This is a genomic window from Saccharothrix sp. ALI-22-I (genome assembly GCF_001984175.1).
Lineage (GTDB): Bacteria > Actinomycetota > Actinomycetes > Mycobacteriales > Pseudonocardiaceae > Actinosynnema.
This window is the reverse complement of the sequence record NZ_MTQP01000042.1, coordinates 25,110-41,874: the sequence shown is the minus strand read 5'-3', so window position 1 is coordinate 41,874 and position 16,765 is coordinate 25,110. Positions and strand designations below refer to the sequence as shown.

The following is a 16,765-nucleotide window of genomic DNA, read 5'->3' as shown; positions in this document are numbered from 1 at the left end:
GGAGCACTTGGGGGATTCGACAGTGGGAATCGACGACACGCCCGCGCTCGGTCGTGGCTTCGAAGAGGACAGCGGCGCCATGACGGCGTTCCTGTCCTGGGTGGAGGACGAGCTGGCCGCGTTGCCGCCCAAGGCGGAGCGTGACCAGGACCAGCGGCGCGCGGCGGACACCGTGACCAACGCCGCGCGTCTGGTGCGCCGGAGGTTCATCGAGCGGCACGCGGGGCAGGTGCACGCCGAGCTGACCGACGGAGGCCGGGCGCCGCTGCGCCTGCACGACCTGGTCGACCAGGCCACCGAGCTGTGGCCCGGCCTGGTGCCGACCAAGGCGCAGCAGGAACGTGAACGCGTGCTCGCCCAGGCCGACAAGGAGGGCCGCGAAGTCGATCTCGGCATCTTCTTCTGGGGCCTGCTGCGTGACGTGACAGCGGGTGAGCACCTGGTCGAGTCGATGCGCAGGCCGACCCCGCAGGCGATGGTGGCGCTGCCCGCGTTCCGCGCGACCGGGTTCGTGGACCTCGGCGTGGTCACCGTGCGGCGGGTGGCCGGCGTGTCCGAGGTGACGTTGCTGAACCTGCCGTTCCTCAACGCCGAGGACGACATCGTGGTGGCCGCGCTGGAGGTCGCGGTCGACCTGGTGCTGCTGGACGACGCGACCGAGGTCGGCGTGCTGCGCGGTGGCGCCATGACGCACCCGCGTTACGCCGGGCGGCGCGTGTTCGGCGCGGGCATCAACCTGACCCGGCTCTACCAGGGCGAGATCTCGTTGCTGGACTTCTTCCTGAGCCGGGAACTCGGCTACATCAACAAGATCCTGCGCGGACTGGTCACCGACCGGGACGACTGGCTGCCGGAGCCGGTGGAGAAGCCGTGGATCGCGGTGGTGGACACGTTCGCGATCGGCGGTGGCGCGCAGCTGCTGCTGGTGTTCGACCACGTGGTGGCCGAGCGCGGCGCGTACTTCACGCTGCCCGCGTTGCGCGAGGGGATCATCCCGGGCGCGGCCAACCTGAGGCTGCCCGGCGCGGCCGGCCCCCGGCTCGCCCGGCAGATGATCTTTCGTGACCGGCGGGTGGACGCGGAGACGCCCGAGGGCGCGTCGCTGTGCGACGAGGTCGTGGACGCCGGCGAGTTGTCCGAGAGGACTACGGCCGCGGCGATCGCGCTGGCCGATCCCGCTGTGCTGGCCAACCGGCGGATGCTGCGCCGCTACGAGGAGCCGGAGTCGCGGTTCCGCGAGTACATGGCCTGGTACGCGCTGGAACAGGCTCGGCTGCTGCACAGCCCGGACCTGGTCGCGAACCTGGAACGCACGTGGATCGCCCGGCACGGGGGAGGGAAGCGGTGAGCGAGGTCCTGTACCAGTGGTTCGACGCGGCGGCACGGAAGTTCCCCGACCGGACCGCGTTGGTGATCGGCGACGAGGAACAGACCTACGCCGAGTTGGAGGAACGCGCGCTCGCGCTGGCCGCCGCGATCACCGCGTTGCCCGGCGGGACACCGACCAGGATCGCCCTGGTCACGTCCAAGAACTTCGGGGCGTACGCGGGATGGTTGGCGATCCAGCGCGTCGGGGCCGGTGTGCTGCCGCTGAACCCGCAGTACCCGCGCGACCGCAACCTGGACATCGCGCAGCGTGCCGGGATCAAGGTCGCGCTGGTGGAACCCGGGGTCGACCTGTTCTCCACCCTGCCCAAGCGGTTCCGGCCCACCGTGATCCCGCTGGACGCAGTCGGCGACGGTGCGCTCCCCGACATCCCCGACGACCCGGAACGTGAGGCGTACGTCCTGTTCACGTCCGGTTCGACCGGGCAACCCAAAGGTGTGCCGATCCTGCAACGCGGCATCGCGCCGTACATCGGCTACAACATCGAGCGCTACGAGGTGGACTCCGGTTCCCGGCTGTCGCAGGTGTTCGGGCTGACGTTCGACGCCTCCACGTTCGACATGTTCGTCAGCTGGGGCGCGGGCGCGACGCTCGTGGTGCCGGACCGGGAAGACCTGTACCGGCCGGTGGACTTCATCGTCCGCAACCGGCTCACGCACTGGTTCTCGGTGCCGTCGGTGATCCGGGTGGCCGAGCAGGTGGGCAACCTCCCGCGCGGCCGGGTGACCACCGTGCGGCACGGAGTGTTCGGCGCGGAACCGGTGACCGTGCAGGACGCGGACATGTGGCACGAGGTCGCGCCGGACAGCGCGTTCCACAACGTCTACGGGCCGACCGAGTGCACGATCACCTGCACCGAGTACCGGGTCCCGTTCGCCGACCGCGACGCCTGGGCCGGTGGCGCGACCGTCCCCATCGGACGGGTGTACCCGAACACGGAGGGCGTCATCCTCGGTGCGGACGGCCTTCCCGCCGACGATGGTGAACTGTGCCTGCGCGGACCGCAGCGGTTCGACGGCTACCTCGACCCGCGCGAGAACGTCGGCCGGTTCGTGCGCTACGAGGAAGGTTCGCCCGCCGCCGTCTACGACGGCAGCACGCCGTTGACCCGGGACCACTGGTACCGGACCGGCGACCGGGTCCGGGTCGAGGGCCGGGACCTGGTGCACCGGGGCCGGATGGACCACCAGGTCAAGATCATGGGTCACCGGGTGGAGCTGGGCGAGGTCGAAGCGGCGTTGTTCCGGCACCCGGACATCGTGTCCGCCGGTGTGGTCGCGGTGACCGTGGCCGGCGAGACCAGGCTGTGGGCCGGGTACACCGGCCGACCCGTCCCCGGACCGGATCTGGACCGGTGGCTGCGCGATCAGGTGCCGCTGCACATGATGCCCGAACGGGTCAGCCACCTGGACGTCTTGCCGCTCAACGACAACGGCAAGACCGACCGGGCCAAGCTCACGGAGGTGCTGCGGTGAAGCTCGTCGTGGTCTACGACACCGGCAGCCTGGCGCCGTCCCGGATCGCCGAGGCCGCCGGGGAGATCGGCTGCGAGCCGGTGTTCGCCGTCGCCGACTCCGACCACGGCCGGGACATGCGGCCCGTGCTGGAACTGCTCGGCCCGGTGGTGCCCGCCGACGCGGTCACCGAGCTGAAGGCGCACCGACCGGACGGGATCGTCACGTTCAGCGAACAGCAGCTCGTGCCCACGGTCGCGTTGGCGCAGGCACTGGACCTGCCCTACCACTCGGCCGCCGACATCGAGGCCATCACCCGCAAGGACCGGCAGCGGGCCAGGTTCGCCGAGGCGGGCCTGGAAGCCATCCGGTTCCGCACGCTGACCTCCGTCGACCAGGTCGACGAGGCGGTGGCGCACGTGGGTCTGCCCGCGATCATCAAACCGGTGCTCGGGGCCGGGAGTCGCAACACCACCGTCGTGCACACCCCGGCCGAGTGCCGGGAGTGGGCGACCGAGGCGTTGGTGACCGAGGGTTCCGTGCTGCTGGAGGAGTTCTTGGTCGGCCGGCCGACCGACGCGCCGTGGGGCGACTACATCGCGGTGGACTGCGTGGCCACCGGCGACCTGGTCCGACCGGTGTTCGTGACGAGCAAGTTCGCGGTGGCCGAGCCGTTCCGGGAACGCGGCGGGTACGGCGGCCGGTCCGTCGTGCCACCCGACGAGATCCGCGCCATCGAGGACCTGGCGTGCCGGGCCGTGCACGCGCTGGGCATCCGGCGCGGCATCGCGGACGTGGAGATCAAGCTCACGACGTCCGGGCCGCGGGTGATCGAGGTCAACGGCCGGCTCGGCGCGTGGGTGGACGACCTCGCGGTGCGCTCGGCCACCTCGGACCCGGCCGCGGTCGCGGTCCGTGCGGCCGTGGGCGCCGACTTCGACCTGGAGCCGCGCTACGACGGGCCGATCGCGTTCCACTACCTCGTCATCCCGCCGTTGTGGGCCAAGCGGGTGCGGTCCCTGCACGGCGTGGCCCGGCTGCGTCGCAGTCGTGACGTCAACCGGGTCGTGGTGCTGGCACCGCCCGGCACACCGGTCGACTGGCGACTGGGCACCCGAACCCACGCGGCGGCCGTCACCGGGCACGTGGACAGTCACGATCAGCTGGCGGAGGCGGTCGCCGCCATCGAGGAGGTGGACTGGATTGGCTACGAGTGAGCGCACGTCCGAAGTGGACCTGCTGATCCTTGACCTGGACGGCGTGCTGGTGGACACCCAGGACGCGGAGGATGGCGCTCTGGCGTACGTCGGCACGCTGATGGGCGTTCACCTGACGCACGAGCAGGCCACGGCGCTGTTCTCCGGCAAACGCGTTCAGGAGTGCCTGGACCTGTTGGCGGACATGGCACACCGCCCGCCGCCGTCCGACGCGGTGCAGATCGTGCGGGCCAAGTGCCAGGAGCTGATCGGGGCCACGCTGGAACCCGTGCCGGGGGTGGAGGACGCCTTGCGGCGGGTGGGCGTGGAGCTGTGCGTGGCGTCCAACAGCCCGCGCGAGATCATCGAGAAGCGGCTGGCCGACTGCGGCATCCTGGACTTCTTCGGTGACCGGCTCTACTCCGCCTACGAGGTCAACGCGTGGAAGCCGGACCCGGAGCTATTCCTGTGGGCGGCGCGGGACCGGGGCGTGGCCGCCGCCCGGTGCGTGGTGGTGGAGGACAGCCTGGTCGGAGTGGACGCCGCCCTGTCGGCGGGTATGCGGGTGTTGCAGTTCAACGTCGTTCCGGTGGAAGCGCCGCACCGGGAGGGAGTGCCGACGTTCTCGTCCATGCACGTCCTGCCCGCGCTGGTGCACGGGGGGAATCTGTCATGAGCAAGGTGATGGTGCTGGGCGCCGGGGACCTCGGCCGCCGGGTGTTCCACGAGTTGGCGCACGGTCCGTCCGACCGGCACGTCCGGTTGGTGGGCCGGGACGAGGACGCGACGCTGCGGGCGGCGAACCTGACCCGGTTCAGCAGCCTGCAACGCGGGTATGGCGCGTCGGTCGACTACGCCACCACGGACTTGCACGACATCGAGCGCACCGCCGAGTGCATCGCCGCGTTCGACCCGGACGTGCTGTTCCTGGCGGCCAGCTTCCAGTCGTGGTGGGTGATCACGACGTTGCCCCGGGACGCGTTCCAGCGGCTGTACGCGGCCAACTACGGCCCCTGGCTGCCGATGCACCTCGTCCCGGTGCACAAGGCGATGCGGGCCGTGCGGCTGTCCGGCAGCCGAGCCGTCGTGGTCAACGCCGCGTACCCGGATGCCGTGCACCCGATCCTGCACGCGGTCGGCTTATCACCGCACGTCGGGATCGGCAACGTCGCCAACAACGTCCCCGGCATCCGCGTCGCCGCCGCGGACCGGCTGGGCGTGCCGGTGCACGAGGTCGACGTCCGACTGGTGGCGCACCACTACGTCTCGCACCGGCTGTCCCGTGCCGGCGATTCCGGCCCCGCCCGGATGGGCCTGACGGTCGCCCACGACGGCACGGACGTCGCCGATCGCCTCGACGTCGCGTCGCTGCTCAAGAGCCTGCCGCTGGAGTACCGCCGGACCGGTGGGATGCCCGGCCAGGCCATGACCGCCGCGTCCGCCCTGAGCCTGCTGGAACCACTGGCGGACGGCAGGGACGCGCTGGTCCACGCGCCGGGACCGGGCGGCCTCGCCGGCGGCTACCCCGTCGCCATCGTGGACGGCCGCATCCGTACCGCACTGCCGGAGAGCATCTCCCCGGACGACGCTGCGGCGATCAATCTCAGCGGACAGGTGCAGGACGGCATCACATCCATCCAACCCGACGGCACGGTCCACTTCGAGCCGTCCGCGATGGCCGTGCTGACGGCGGAACTGGGCTATGAGTGCCGGTCGATGCCGTTGGCCGAAGCGGAAGGCCGCGCGGTCGAGATCGGGGAGCGGTTCGAGACCTACCGGATGAAGAATGCTGGTTAAGGCCCGGTACCGGTGACTTAGTACGAAACGACAGGTTGTGACGCCGGCCCGGAAGGCATGCGGCGACTGCTGAACTTCTACGCCTGGGACACCGACGGGCTGCCCAGCCGCTGGTACAACACGATCGACGCGACGCCGAACCCGGCGAGCAGGGAAAAAGGCCCAGCTCAATGCGGCGTGTCTGTATTCGTTGAGGAGTCCGCCCATCATCCGGGTGCGCAGCAGTCTGAGGGTGTCGAGGTCTGGGTCGGATGGGCGGTGATGCCGGCAATGTGCAGGTGTCGGGTCCCGTGTTCGAGGAAGGCCAACGCGTAGAGCCGGTGTTGCTGGGCGGGCGGTAGGGCCGTCAGGGTGGTGGGTCTGTTCCCGAGTTGGCTGATCGTGCAACCGAGGAGGTCGTGGATGCGTCTGCACCCGGGTGAGGTCCAGGCCACGGGTTGGCGGGTCGAGAAGCTGTCCGATGTCGTGCGGCGACTGCGCGAGGCAGCACCCGGCGTCACCGGACGTCCTCTTCTCATCGCGATCGACGGGCGCGGCGGCGCCGGGAAGTCCACCCTTGTCGAACGGTTGCGAACGATCGTCCCCGCGTCCGGGGTCGTGCACACCGACGACGTCGCCTGGAACCACGCGTTCTTCGACTGGGGAGACCTGATGGTCGAGAACGTGCTGCGGCCCCTGCACCGGGGTGAGGCGGTGGAGTTCCGACCGTCGGCCTGGATCGAGCACCACCGACCCGGCGCGATCCGCGTCCCGGCCGGGGCGGACGTCGTGTGGGTCGAGGGCACCGGGATCATCCGCGAGGAGTTCGCCCCGTGGATCGACGCCTCGATCTGGGTGCAGGGCGACCTGGACGAGCAGGAACGCCGGCTGGTGGCACGCGACGGTGACTCCGTCGCCCAGCAACGGCACATCGCCGAGTGGCTGGCCGAGGAACTGCCGCTCACGCTCCGCGAACAGCCGTGGCAGAAGGCGACGATCGTCGTGGCCGGCACGACCGAACTCCACCACGACCCCGGTACCGAGATCGTCATCGCCCCTCCGGCACGCTATGACCAATGATCAACCAGCTCTGTAATTCCCCGGGGCGGGCGGCGCACTTGAATAGGTTGTCGCGAAGGTCAGTACATGTAGCGACTCACGGTCTCCGGGTGGATGACGAGACGAACCTGGTCCGCGGCCAGGATCCCGCCGAGGTCGCTGTCGACACGCCGGGCCAGCAGGTAGTGCTCGACCGGCTGCTGGACTGGATGCTGGTCTGCACGCTGCGCGAGTGGTTCGACCGACCCGGCGGCGAGCCCCCGGCCTGGTGGGCCGCCCAGCAGGACCCGGTGGTCGGCGACGCGCTGCGCCTGCTGCACGCCGAACCGGCGGCACCATGGACGGTCGCGGTGCTGGCGGACCGCACCGGGGGTGTCGCGTTCGGCGCTGGCCAAGCGGTTCGCCGACCTGGTCGGCGAACCGCCGCTGACCTACCTCACCCGCTGGCGGATGACGCTCGCGGCAGACCTGCTGGTCGAGCAGGAGGCCGCAACCATCGCGGACATTGCCCGCACCGTGGGTTACTCCAACCCATTCGGGTTCAGCGCAGCGTTCAAACGGGTCCGAGGCGTCAACCCAAGCGAGTTCCGGCGCATCGCGACCACTGCCTCCCCGGCTGCCGAGCGACCTGGCCGGCCCACACCACCCCGGCCGGCTCGAATGCCTGACCCAGGGGTGGGTCAACCCTCGATGACTGCGCCGCTCGAAAAGTCATCGCCGCTGGCAGAGCAGCGGGGTCGCCGGCTTGAGAACATGCTCGGGTGATCGTGTCCCTGTTGTACAAGGTGACCCGGAAGTTGCTGTCCGTCCCGTCGGTGCTGCTGCGCAGCGAGGCGGCGAAGGACGCCGAACTTCCTTCCTCCACCTCGATGCCACTACAACCGGCACCGACCCACCAAGCCCGCGACCAGCTACCACCCGAGGCCCGGGAGCGCCCCACCGCGGTGCACAACCTCGATACCCGCAGCAGACAACTGAGCGCTTGGCCCTATTCAGTGGTGTCCCATGGCGGTGAACGCCGACTTGGCGTCCTGACTTCGCCGGACAAGGCCGTTTCGCTGCGGAGCGCCTGCAGGGTGTCGAGCTCGCGATCGATGTCGCGCCGCTTGGCCTCAAGACGCTCGACTTCCTGGGCGAGCAACTGCTCCATGACGCCTGTGCGCTCTTCGGGTGGGGCCTCCAGACAGGGGAGCAGTTCGTTGATGGTGGCGCTGCACAGGCCGGCAGCGAACAGGTGCTGGATCATGACGACCCGCTCGACCATGGAGCTGTCGAAGTCGCGCCACCCGCCGGGGGTGCGCTCGGAGCGGATGAGCCCGTGCTCCTCGTAGTACCGCAGGGACCGGGTGCTGACGCCGCTCGCATCCGCTAGCTCACCGATGCGCATGAGACCTCCTGATGCTGTCCGCCGGCTCCCATTCTTGCAATTGACACCGGTGTGAAGTTCCACGATCCAGGGGCCGCACCCATCAGGGGTGCCTTGTGGAACCGGAGGTCGCCATGACTGCTCAGATCCATGTGTGGTCGGACTACGTCTGTCCGTTCTGCCTGATCGCCGACGAGGTGATCGAGCGCGCGATCACCGACCGGCCCGGTGTCGAGGTCGTCCACCACGCTCACGAGCTTCGTCCCCAACCGGTGCCCACCCTTCGACCGGAGGACTCGTACCTACCTGACATCTGGCAGCGTGCCGTGTACCCGATGGCACGCCGCCACGAGGTGCCGATGCGGTTGCCGACAGTCTCGCCGCAGCCATACACCGAGTTGGCCTTCCGTGGCGCCCAGTACGCCCTGGACCAGGGTCGAGCCGACGTCTACCACCGTCGCGTCATGACTGCGTTCTTCCGCGAGAACCTCGACATCGGGGACCGCGTGATCCTGACCCGTCTGGCTGAAGAGGCCGGACTCGACCCGGCCGCCTACGCCGCAGCCCTCGACGATCAGGGGTACGCCGATCGACACCGGCAGGCGCTGGCCGAGTCGGCGCGGATGGACATCACCGTCGTTCCCACGATCATCATCGGCGCCCGGCGTATCGAAGGCGTCGCCACCGAAGGCGTGATCCGCCGAGCCCTGCACGAAGTGTCCGCCGCATGACCGCGGACCCGACCCGACTCGAGACCCTGATGGCCGACGCCGTGGAGGTCAGCGTCCGCCATGTCGAGTCTGGCGGGGTTCCCTTCGTCGGACTGCTCGTCGCCGACGACGGCTGGGTTTCCGACCCTGGCGTGAACCTCGTCCGCGAGACCGGCGACCCCACCGCCCACGCAGAGATCATTGCCATACGCAAGGCCGTCCAGGCCCGCGACCGCTCCAGTCTGGAGGGCGTCACGCTGCTTGCGACGGGAGAGCCATGTGCCCTGTGCTACCGCGTCGCCGCCTCTCACGGCATCGCCGTCGTCCGCTTCGCCGTGGACCGCGATACCGCCGCTGAATGGGGCTTCGACTACCGGGCCGGCTACGACGCCGACGAAACCGACCGACTGCCCCTCGCGGCGACGGCCCAGCACCTCGCCGTGGAGCGAGGCCTGGTCCCTTTCACCCGGTACCGCGACCTGCACCGCTCCGACTTCACCACCCGCTCGTAACCCACCTCAACGAAGGACACCCGCCATGCACTGGTTCTACCTCGGCATCGCCGTCGTCTTCGAGATCACCGTCGCCATCTCCGCCGGCAAGGCCCAGGGCTTCACCCGACCTGCCTGGACCACCGCCACACTGGTCAGCGGTGGCATCGCCACCTACCTCCTCAGCCTGGCGCTGCTGACCTTCGACGTCGGTGTCGGCTACGCAATCTGGACCTCCGTCGCCGGCGTCGGGATCGTCGTCCTGGGCGCCCTCTTCTTCGGGCAACGTCTCGACTGGCGCAAGCTCCTCGGCATCGCCGCCGTCATCGCCGGAGTCGTCGGCCTCCAACTCAGCGGAGCAGCGTGATGACTCAGGACACCGACCCCGCACCGCGCCACCTTGCCGAGATCGATCATGAAGAAGGAACTCACATGACCAGCGAAACCGCCACCGCCCGCAGCGACCGAGCACGAGCATGGTTCGTACTCCTCCTCGCCGGAGCCTTCGAGGTCGGCTACGCCCTCTCCGTCGGAGGCAGCCAAGGCTTCACCGTGCTCTCCTGGTCGCTCGTCGCGGTCGTCTTCTTCCTTTTGACGCTCTTCGCCCTCAGCCTCGCCCTACGCACCATCGACGTAGGCATCGGCTACGCCGTCTGGGCCGGCATCGGCGCCGTCGGAGCCGCACTACTCGGCCCCATCTTCTTCGGCGAGAACCTGACCCCGGTCAAGGCCTTCTGGCTCACTGTGATCATCGTCGGCGTCGTCTGGCTCAAGCTCTCCGACAGCCCCAAGCGAACGCGGACCGAGCGGCCTGCCCAGCCTTGACAGGCACGGTGCAGCCGGCCGCCGGCCATGGCTCAGGCTCAGCCTCCACGCGCGTGACCAACACCGGGCCGTTGTTGTGCCCCAACAAGATCCGCACGATCCCGATCACCTGCGCCGGCGTCTTCCCACTGCCGTAGACCACCTCCGGCAACCTCTGACGCGCCTCACGACCGACATCCACCCTGGCGAACCCGAAATCGACCACATCCGATCCGGCCACGTTCATCCTCCGTCGACGTAGGGGATCGTCTGGGGGCCTTCGGGCAGCACGCACAGCCGGGCGTCGGGCCCGGCCGCCGCGAGAGCCTCGGCGACGGTCGCGGAGACGTCCGCGGTCTGCCGCAGGTGCGCGGTCGCCAGCTCGGCGTCGCTGAGGTACGAGGTGTGCATGACGACCCGGCAGTCCGCCTGGATACGCGCCTGGATCTGGACCTGCCACTGGTCGGGCACGGTGACCGGCCGCGCGGAGATCTCCGCGAGCAACGCCGCCGGCGAGTCGGCGGAGGCGAGCACCTCGCGGTAGGACCCGTGGTCGGGGAAGCCGTCCCGGCACTCGGCCGCGCACACGATCGTGCCGCCCGGCTTGACCACCTGGTAGGCGGCCGACATCCCTTTTACCGCTTGGTAGAGGTTCTGGTCGAGCGGGTAGCCGGAGTTGGTGGTCACCACGACGTCGAACAGCTGCGGCACCGGCCGCATGGCGACCTCGCGGGCGGTGCGCACCGCCTCGGCGTGCATGGCGAGCAGGTTCCCGCCGAACGCGGCGACGACCTCCTTGTCCTGGTTCAGGACTACGTCGAACCCGAACGTCACGCCGGTGGCGTCCGCGATGGCGCGCACGTCGTCGTGCACGGGGTTGCCCTCGATGATTCCCCACGCCGCCCGCGGGTGGCCGATCCGGCGCGCGTCGTGCAGCACGAGCACCGTTTCCAGGGCGGCGAGACCGGGCGCGACCAGCTTCGGGCCACCCGAGAACCCGGCGAAGAAGTGCGGCTCGACGAAACCGGTGGTGATGCGCACGTCCGCGGCGACCCATTCGCTGTTGAGCCACACCGGCACGCCCGCGCCGAACTCGCCCATCCACGTCAGGCTGCTCAGGTCGCGGGCGTCGTGGTTGACGATCCGCACCGAGTCGACCACCTCGTCGCCGAACATCCGACGCAGCTCGGCCTCGGAGTTGCCCCGGTGCGTTCCGGTCGCGACCAGCACCACGACATCGTCGAGGTCGACCAGGCCGTCCAGTTCCTCCAGGATCGCCGGGATCATCAACTCCCGCGGCTGCGGGCGCGTCCCGTCACACGCGGAGATCGCCACGGTCTGGCCCCGGCGCACGCGTTCCCGCAACGGTGGACCGGCAACCGGCGCACGCAGCGCCCGGCGCAGGACCTCACCCGGCGGTTCGGTGGCCTGGTGGTGCCGGGGCGCCACCACGGTCGTCACCGCCGGATCGACCCGCAGATCCAGACCCGTCTCCCCGTAAGCCAACCGCACGGTGTCCATCAGCTGTCCCCCAACCTGTAGACGCGGATCACGACGCCGCCGCCTCGTCCAGTCCGTCGAGTTCCGCCCACAGCTCCTCGGGGATCGCCGTGGTGGCGTGCACGGTGTTCTCGGTGACTTCCCGCGCGCTTCGGGCGCCGACGACGACGCCGGTCACCGCCGGGTGGCGCAGCGGGAACTGCAGCGCGGCGGCGGCAAGTGGCACGCCGTGCTCGGCGCACCGCGCGGCCAGGGCTCGGACGCGTCGCCACACGTCGTCCGAGGCGGGGAAGTAGTCGTAGGTCGCGCCGGGGGCCGGATCCGCGAGGATGCCGCTGTTGAAGACGCCGCCGACCAGCACGCCCACCTCGCGCTCGGCGCACAGCGGCAGCAGGTCGTCGGCGGCGCTGCGGTCCAGCAGGGAGTACCGGCCGGCGAGCAGGACGCAGTCGATGTCGGTTTCCGCGACGAAGCGGCTGAGCATGGCCGTCTGGTTCATGCCCGCCCCGATCGCCCGGACCGCGCCCTCGGCGCGCAACCGGGCCAGCGCCGGGTACGCCCCGGTGACCGACTCCTCCCAGTGGTGGTCGGGGTCGTGGATCAACACGATCTCGAACGAGTCGAGGCCGGACCGTTCCAGGCTCTCCGCGAGCGACCGGTAGACGCCCTCGGCGCTGTAGTCGCGCACCCGGACCACACCCTGTTCGTCGTAGAAGCCCTCGCTGCCGCGTGCGCTCTCACCCGGCACCAACAGCCGGCCGACCTTGGTGGACACCGTGAACTCCGCACGCGGGCGGGTGGCGAAGAACGTCCCGAGACGCCGTTCGGCCAGCCCGGCACCGTAGTGGGGCGCGGTGTCGAAGTAGCGGATCCCCGCCGCCCACGCCGCCTCCAGCGCGGTGGCCGCCTGGTCCTCCGCGACCGCCGAGAACAGCCCGGCCAGCGGCGCGGTGCCCAGGCCGAGGCGGGTCACCGTCACGTCGGAACGGCCGAGCGGCACCCGTTCGGCGAACCACTGCGGCACCGGGGAGGCCATCACGCCTGCCCGAGGACGTGGCGCTGCCGGCCGAGCCCGTCGATCTCGACCTCGACCACGTCACCCGCGCGCAGGTAGGGGAAGTCGTTCGCGCCGAAGGCGACGCCGGCGGGGGTGCCGGTGTTGATCACGTCGCCCGGCTCCAGCACCATGAACCGGCTGAGGTACCAGACGACGTGGCGGACGCCGAAGATCATGTTCTTGGTGTGGCCGTCCTGGCGCAGCTCGCCGTTGACCCGCAACCGCATCGCCAGTCCCTGCGGGTCTCCCGCTTCGTCGGGCGTCACCAGCCAGGGGCCGAGCGGGTTGAACGTCTCGCACGACTTGCCCTTGTCCCACTGCCCGCCGCGCTCGTGCTGGAACGCCCGTTCGGTGACGTCGTCGGCGATGGCGTAGCCCGCGATGACGCCGTCGGCGTCGTCGGGCGAGTCCAGGTAGCGCGCGGTGCGGCCGATGACGATCGCGAGTTCGATCTCGTAGTCGGTCTTGACGCTGTCGCGCGGGATGAGCACCGCGTCGTCGGGACCGACCACCGTGTTCGCGGCCTTCATGAAGACGACCGGTTCCGCGGGCGGCGGCGTCGCGGTCTCGGCGGCGTGGTCGGCGTAGTTGAGCCCGATGCAGACGACTTTCCCGGGGCGGGCGACGGGGGCGCCGATGCGCTGCCCGGTGATGTCGACGACGGACAGCAGGCCGCCGGCCAGCGCCACGCGGACCCGGTCCACACCGCCGCCGGCCAGGAAGGCGCCGTCGATGTCGGCGGTCAGCGGGGTCAGGTCGTGGGCGGTGCCGTGGGGGTCCAGGACGGCGGGCCGTTCGTGGCCCGCCGGGCCCACGCGCAGCAGTCTCATCGGGTTTCTCCTCGGTGCGGGAACAGTGGGAGCGGCTAGCCGGCGGCGTGCAGGACGTCGCCGTCCCGGTCCACGTGCTCGCGCAGCCAGCGCTCGGTGGTGTTGATGTGCATGAGGGCGGCGGCCTGCGCGAGGGCGGCGTCGCGGTCGACCAGGGCGTTGTAGATCGCCTCGTGCTCGGCCAGGGTGCGGCTCGCCGCGTTGTCGTCGACCAGTCCGCGCCAGACCCTGGCGCGCACCGTGGGGCCGGAGATGCCTTCCAGCAGCGTGGTCAGCGTGGCGTTGCCGGTGGCGGCCACGACCGCCCGGTGGAACGCGGCGTCGTGCTTGTTGAGCAGTTCCACGTCGTCGCGGGCCACGCGCATCGCGTGCAGGTGCCTCTCGACCTCGGCCAGCTCCGCCGCGGAGATGCGGGTGGCGGCGAGCCCGGTGGCGACCGGCTCGAACAGCCTGCGCACCTCCGTGAGTTCCAGCAGGGTGTCACCGTGGAGCAACTCCACCGCGGAGGCGATGCTCCCGAGCAGCACCTCCGGCTCCAGGCTGGTCACGTAGGTGCCGTCGCCGCGTCGGATCTCCAGCACCCGCGCGACCACCAGCGCCTTGACCGCCTCGCGCATCAGGTTCCGGGACAGGCCCAGCTCGGCGGCCAGCTGCTGCTCGGGGGGGAGTTTGGCCCCCGGCGGCAGCGCGCCCGAGTGGATCATGTCCCGGATGCGGTCGATGGCCTTGTCGGTCAGTGACATCGGTGGCTCTCCCCCGGAACGTGGTGTGTTCGCGGCGGCAGGCTAGCAATACATCCCATCTCCACGGAAGAGGTGGGATGTATTGATCTTTGGGCCAAATGGCCGCCCGTTGATGTACACCAGGCAAGTTGCGAAGTTCCGGACTCATTTGACGCCTCGCTATGGACACCAGGCCACCGATAACCTATAAATCCATCCCATGTCCGACTCCGGTTGTTGCACGGCGGACATGCCGTTGACACACACGACGAGGGGTGGTTGCCATGCCGTCGACCCAACACCGGGGCGTTCGGGGCGAAGGTGCCCTGCACGATGACTGAGCTGATCACCGCCGTCGAGGCGGTCGACGTGCGGTTCCCGACCTCGCGCGAACTCGACGGCTCCGACGCGATGAACCCCGAACCCGACTACTCGGCCGCCTACGTGGTCATCCGCACGAGCAGCGGCGCCGCCGGCCACGGGCTCGCGTTCACCGTGGGACGCGGCAACGACGTCGAGGTCGCCGCCGTGCGAGCCCTGGCGCCACTGGTGACCGGCCTGCCCGTGAACGAGGTCCTGGGCGACCTCGGCGCGTTCTCGCGGCGGCTGACCGGCGACAGCCAACTGCGCTGGCTCGGTCCGGAGAAGGGCGCCATCCACATGGCCGCCGCCGCGATCGTCAACGCCGTCTGGGACCTCTACGGGCGTCGTGAGGGAAAACCCGTGTGGCAGCTGCTCTCGGAGCTGTCGCCCGAACAGCTGGTCGATCTCGTCGACTTCCGCTACCTCGAGGACGCCCTCACCCGCGACGAGGCACTCGACATCCTCCGCCGGGCCGAACCCGGCCGCGCCGAACGCGCCGCCCACCTCCTGCGGCACGGCTACCCGGCGTACACGACGACACCCGGCTGGCTCGGCTACGACGACGAGAAGCTCGTGCGCCTGTCGAAGACAGCCGTCACCGACGGGTTCACCCAGATCAAGCTGAAGGTCGGCGCCGATCCCGCCGACGACCTCCGACGCCTGCGGCTGGCCCGCGAGGCGGTCGGACCGGACATCAGGATCGCCGTGGACGCCAACCAGGCGTGGGGCGTGCGGCAGGCGATCGACTGGATGACCCCGCTCCTGCCCTACAACCCGTACTGGATCGAGGAGCCCACCTCACCCGACGACATCCTCGGCCACGCCGCCATCCGCAAGGCCGTGGCGCCGGTCAAGGTCGCCACCGGGGAACACACCCACAACCAGGTGATGTTCAAGCAACTGCTCCAGGCAGGCGCCCTCGACATCCTGCAACTCGACGCCAGCCGCACCGCGGGCGTCACCGAGAACGTCGCCATCCTGCTGCTGGCCGCCAAGTTCGGGGTGCCCGTCTGCCCGCACGCGGGCGGGGTCGGACTGTGCGAAATGGTCCAACACCTGGCGATGTTCGACTACGTGGCCGTCAGCGGCACCACCGAGGACCGCGTCATCGAGTACGTCGACCACCTGCACGAGCACTTCACCGACCCGGTGAGGATCCGCGACGGCCACTACCTCGCCCCGACCGCACCCGGCATCAGCGCCGAGCTGCACCCCGCGTCCATCACCGCCCACCGCTTCCCGGACGGGCCCGTCTGGAACCGGCAGACCACGGCGTGAGCGCACCCGAACTGGCCGGACTGACCGCCGTGGTCACCGGCGGCGCCTCCGGCATCGGACTGGCCACGGCACTCCTGCTGGCCTCCCGCGGCGCCCGCGTCGCGTGCCTCGACCTCGCACCGGACGGCCTGCCGGACCCGCTCGTCGGGATCCGGGCGGACGTGACCGACGACGTCACCGTGCGGGCGGCCGTCGAACAGGCCGCACAGCGGCTCGGCGGCATCGACATCCTGGTCAACAACGCCGGAATCGGCGCCCAGGGCACCATCGAGGACAACACCGACGACGAATGGCGACGGGTCTTCGACGTCAACGTCCTCGGCATCGTCCGCACCACCCGTGCGGCGCTGCCGCACCTGCGCCGGTCCCGCAGCGCGGCCATCGTCAACACCTGCTCCATCGCCGCGACCGCCGGCCTGCCCGACCGCGCCCTGTACTCCTCCACCAAGGGCGCGGTGCTGGCACTCACCCGCGCGACCGCCGCGGACCTCATGCACAGCGGAATCCGCGTCAACTGCGTCAACCCCGGCACCGCCGACACGCCCTGGATCGCCCGCCTGCTGGACCGCGCCGACGACCCCGAGGCGGAGCGGGCCGCGCTGAACGCCCGCCAGCCCATGGGGCGGCTGGTCACGGCCGACGAGGTCGCCGCTGCCATCGCCCACCTGGCAAGCCCGCTCTCCGGTTCCACCACCGGCACCGACCTCGCCGTCGACGGCGGGATGAGCGGCCTGCGCATCCGCCCCCGCACCTGACCGCCCCTCCGGCTCCC

17 protein-coding genes and 1 pseudogene are annotated in these 16,765 nt (G+C 70.3%); 13 read left to right on the top strand and 5 right to left on the bottom strand.

Annotated features, from left to right (window positions below):
* Positions 1 to 22: 22 nt before the first annotated feature.
* The 7 genes and pseudogenes from ALI22I_RS06225 to ALI22I_RS06195 form a co-directional block, all read left to right on the top strand.
* Entirely contained in the window at positions 23 to 1,348 is a 1,326-nt protein-coding gene (locus ALI22I_RS06225; protein WP_238598147.1) for an enoyl-CoA hydratase/isomerase family protein, read from the top strand.
* A complete protein-coding gene (locus ALI22I_RS06220) occupies positions 1,345 to 2,862 on the top strand; it encodes an AMP-binding protein (protein ID WP_274522757.1) in 1,518 nt (505 codons plus the stop codon). Before ALI22I_RS06225 ends, ALI22I_RS06220 begins: the two co-directional genes overlap by 4 nt.
* Positions 2,859 to 4,058 carry an ATP-grasp domain-containing protein gene (locus ALI22I_RS06215; protein ID WP_077004551.1) on the top strand — a complete coding sequence of 400 codons (1,200 nt, stop codon included), beginning with the start codon at positions 2,859 to 2,861 and terminating at the stop codon, positions 4,056 to 4,058. The genes ALI22I_RS06220 and ALI22I_RS06215 overlap by 4 nt, the downstream gene beginning before the upstream one ends.
* Positions 4,045 to 4,713 carry an HAD family hydrolase gene (locus tag ALI22I_RS06210; protein WP_077004550.1) on the top strand — a complete coding sequence of 223 codons (669 nt, stop codon included), beginning with the start codon at positions 4,045 to 4,047 and terminating at the stop codon, positions 4,711 to 4,713. Before ALI22I_RS06215 ends, ALI22I_RS06210 begins: the two co-directional genes overlap by 14 nt.
* On the top strand, positions 4,710 to 5,834 hold the full coding sequence (locus ALI22I_RS06205) for a hypothetical protein (protein ID WP_077004549.1): 1,125 nt from the start codon (positions 4,710 to 4,712) through the stop codon (positions 5,832 to 5,834). The genes ALI22I_RS06210 and ALI22I_RS06205 overlap by 4 nt, the downstream gene beginning before the upstream one ends.
* Before the next feature lie 402 nt (positions 5,835 to 6,236).
* Positions 6,237 to 6,893: a uridine kinase family protein gene (locus tag ALI22I_RS06200; protein ID WP_077004548.1), complete on the top strand. Its 657-nt coding sequence runs from the start codon at positions 6,237 to 6,239 to the stop codon at positions 6,891 to 6,893.
* 128 nt (positions 6,894 to 7,021) lie between these two features.
* Positions 7,022 to 7,484: pseudogene (locus ALI22I_RS06195) on the top strand (AraC family transcriptional regulator); the annotation flags it as partial.
* A 376-nt stretch (positions 7,485 to 7,860) separates the two neighbouring features.
* Here ALI22I_RS06195 and ALI22I_RS06185 read toward each other — a convergent pair.
* Complete coding sequence (locus ALI22I_RS06185; RefSeq protein ID WP_077004547.1) at positions 7,861 to 8,259, bottom strand: MerR family transcriptional regulator; 399 nt, start codon at positions 8,257 to 8,259, stop codon at positions 7,861 to 7,863.
* A gap of 113 nt (positions 8,260 to 8,372) precedes the next feature.
* On the opposite strand from ALI22I_RS06185, the gene ALI22I_RS06180 reads away from it, so the two are divergent.
* From ALI22I_RS06180 to ALI22I_RS06165, 4 genes are read left to right on the top strand one after another with little or no spacing between them, the layout of a single operon-like run.
* The gene (locus ALI22I_RS06180; RefSeq protein WP_077004594.1) at positions 8,373 to 8,969 is read left to right on the top strand and encodes a DsbA family oxidoreductase; all 597 of its coding nucleotides are present in this window, start codon (positions 8,373 to 8,375) and stop codon (positions 8,967 to 8,969) included.
* Positions 8,966 to 9,460, top strand: a complete 495-nt coding sequence (locus ALI22I_RS06175) for a nucleoside deaminase (protein WP_077004546.1) — start codon at positions 8,966 to 8,968, stop codon at positions 9,458 to 9,460. The genes ALI22I_RS06180 and ALI22I_RS06175 overlap by 4 nt, the downstream gene beginning before the upstream one ends.
* A gap of 25 nt (positions 9,461 to 9,485) precedes the next feature.
* The gene (locus ALI22I_RS06170; RefSeq protein WP_077004545.1) at positions 9,486 to 9,806 is read left to right on the top strand and encodes a DMT family transporter; all 321 of its coding nucleotides are present in this window, start codon (positions 9,486 to 9,488) and stop codon (positions 9,804 to 9,806) included.
* Positions 9,806 to 10,264, top strand: a complete 459-nt coding sequence (locus ALI22I_RS06165; RefSeq protein ID WP_238598146.1) for a DMT family transporter — start codon at positions 9,806 to 9,808, stop codon at positions 10,262 to 10,264. The genes ALI22I_RS06170 and ALI22I_RS06165 overlap by 1 nt, the downstream gene beginning before the upstream one ends.
* A gap of 222 nt (positions 10,265 to 10,486) precedes the next feature.
* Here the strand turns inward: ALI22I_RS06165 and larA are convergent, their stop codons facing one another.
* The 4 genes from larA to ALI22I_RS06140 are packed head-to-tail and all read right to left on the bottom strand — an operon-like array spanning position 10,487 to position 14,373.
* Complete coding sequence (gene larA / locus ALI22I_RS06155) at positions 10,487 to 11,764, bottom strand: nickel-dependent lactate racemase (RefSeq protein ID WP_077004544.1); 1,278 nt, start codon at positions 11,762 to 11,764, stop codon at positions 10,487 to 10,489.
* 28 nt (positions 11,765 to 11,792) lie between these two features.
* A complete protein-coding gene (locus ALI22I_RS06150; protein ID WP_077004543.1) occupies positions 11,793 to 12,779 on the bottom strand; it encodes an aldo/keto reductase in 987 nt (328 codons plus the stop codon).
* Positions 12,779 to 13,630, bottom strand: a complete 852-nt coding sequence (locus tag ALI22I_RS06145; RefSeq protein WP_077004542.1) for a fumarylacetoacetate hydrolase family protein — start codon at positions 13,628 to 13,630, stop codon at positions 12,779 to 12,781. Before ALI22I_RS06145 ends, ALI22I_RS06150 begins: the two co-directional genes overlap by 1 nt.
* A gap of 35 nt (positions 13,631 to 13,665) precedes the next feature.
* On the bottom strand, positions 13,666 to 14,373 hold the full coding sequence (locus ALI22I_RS06140) for a FadR/GntR family transcriptional regulator (RefSeq protein ID WP_077004541.1): 708 nt from the start codon (positions 14,371 to 14,373) through the stop codon (positions 13,666 to 13,668).
* Between the two features lie 312 nt (positions 14,374 to 14,685).
* On the opposite strand from ALI22I_RS06140, the gene ALI22I_RS06135 reads away from it, so the two are divergent.
* Both ALI22I_RS06135 and ALI22I_RS06130 read left to right on the top strand, forming a co-directional pair.
* Positions 14,686 to 15,993, top strand: a complete 1,308-nt coding sequence (locus ALI22I_RS06135) for an L-fuconate dehydratase (protein WP_077004540.1) — start codon at positions 14,686 to 14,688, stop codon at positions 15,991 to 15,993.
* Complete coding sequence (locus ALI22I_RS06130) at positions 15,990 to 16,748, top strand: SDR family NAD(P)-dependent oxidoreductase (protein ID WP_179118118.1); 759 nt, start codon at positions 15,990 to 15,992, stop codon at positions 16,746 to 16,748. The genes ALI22I_RS06135 and ALI22I_RS06130 overlap by 4 nt, the downstream gene beginning before the upstream one ends.
* Positions 16,749 to 16,765: the final 17 nt, after the last annotated feature.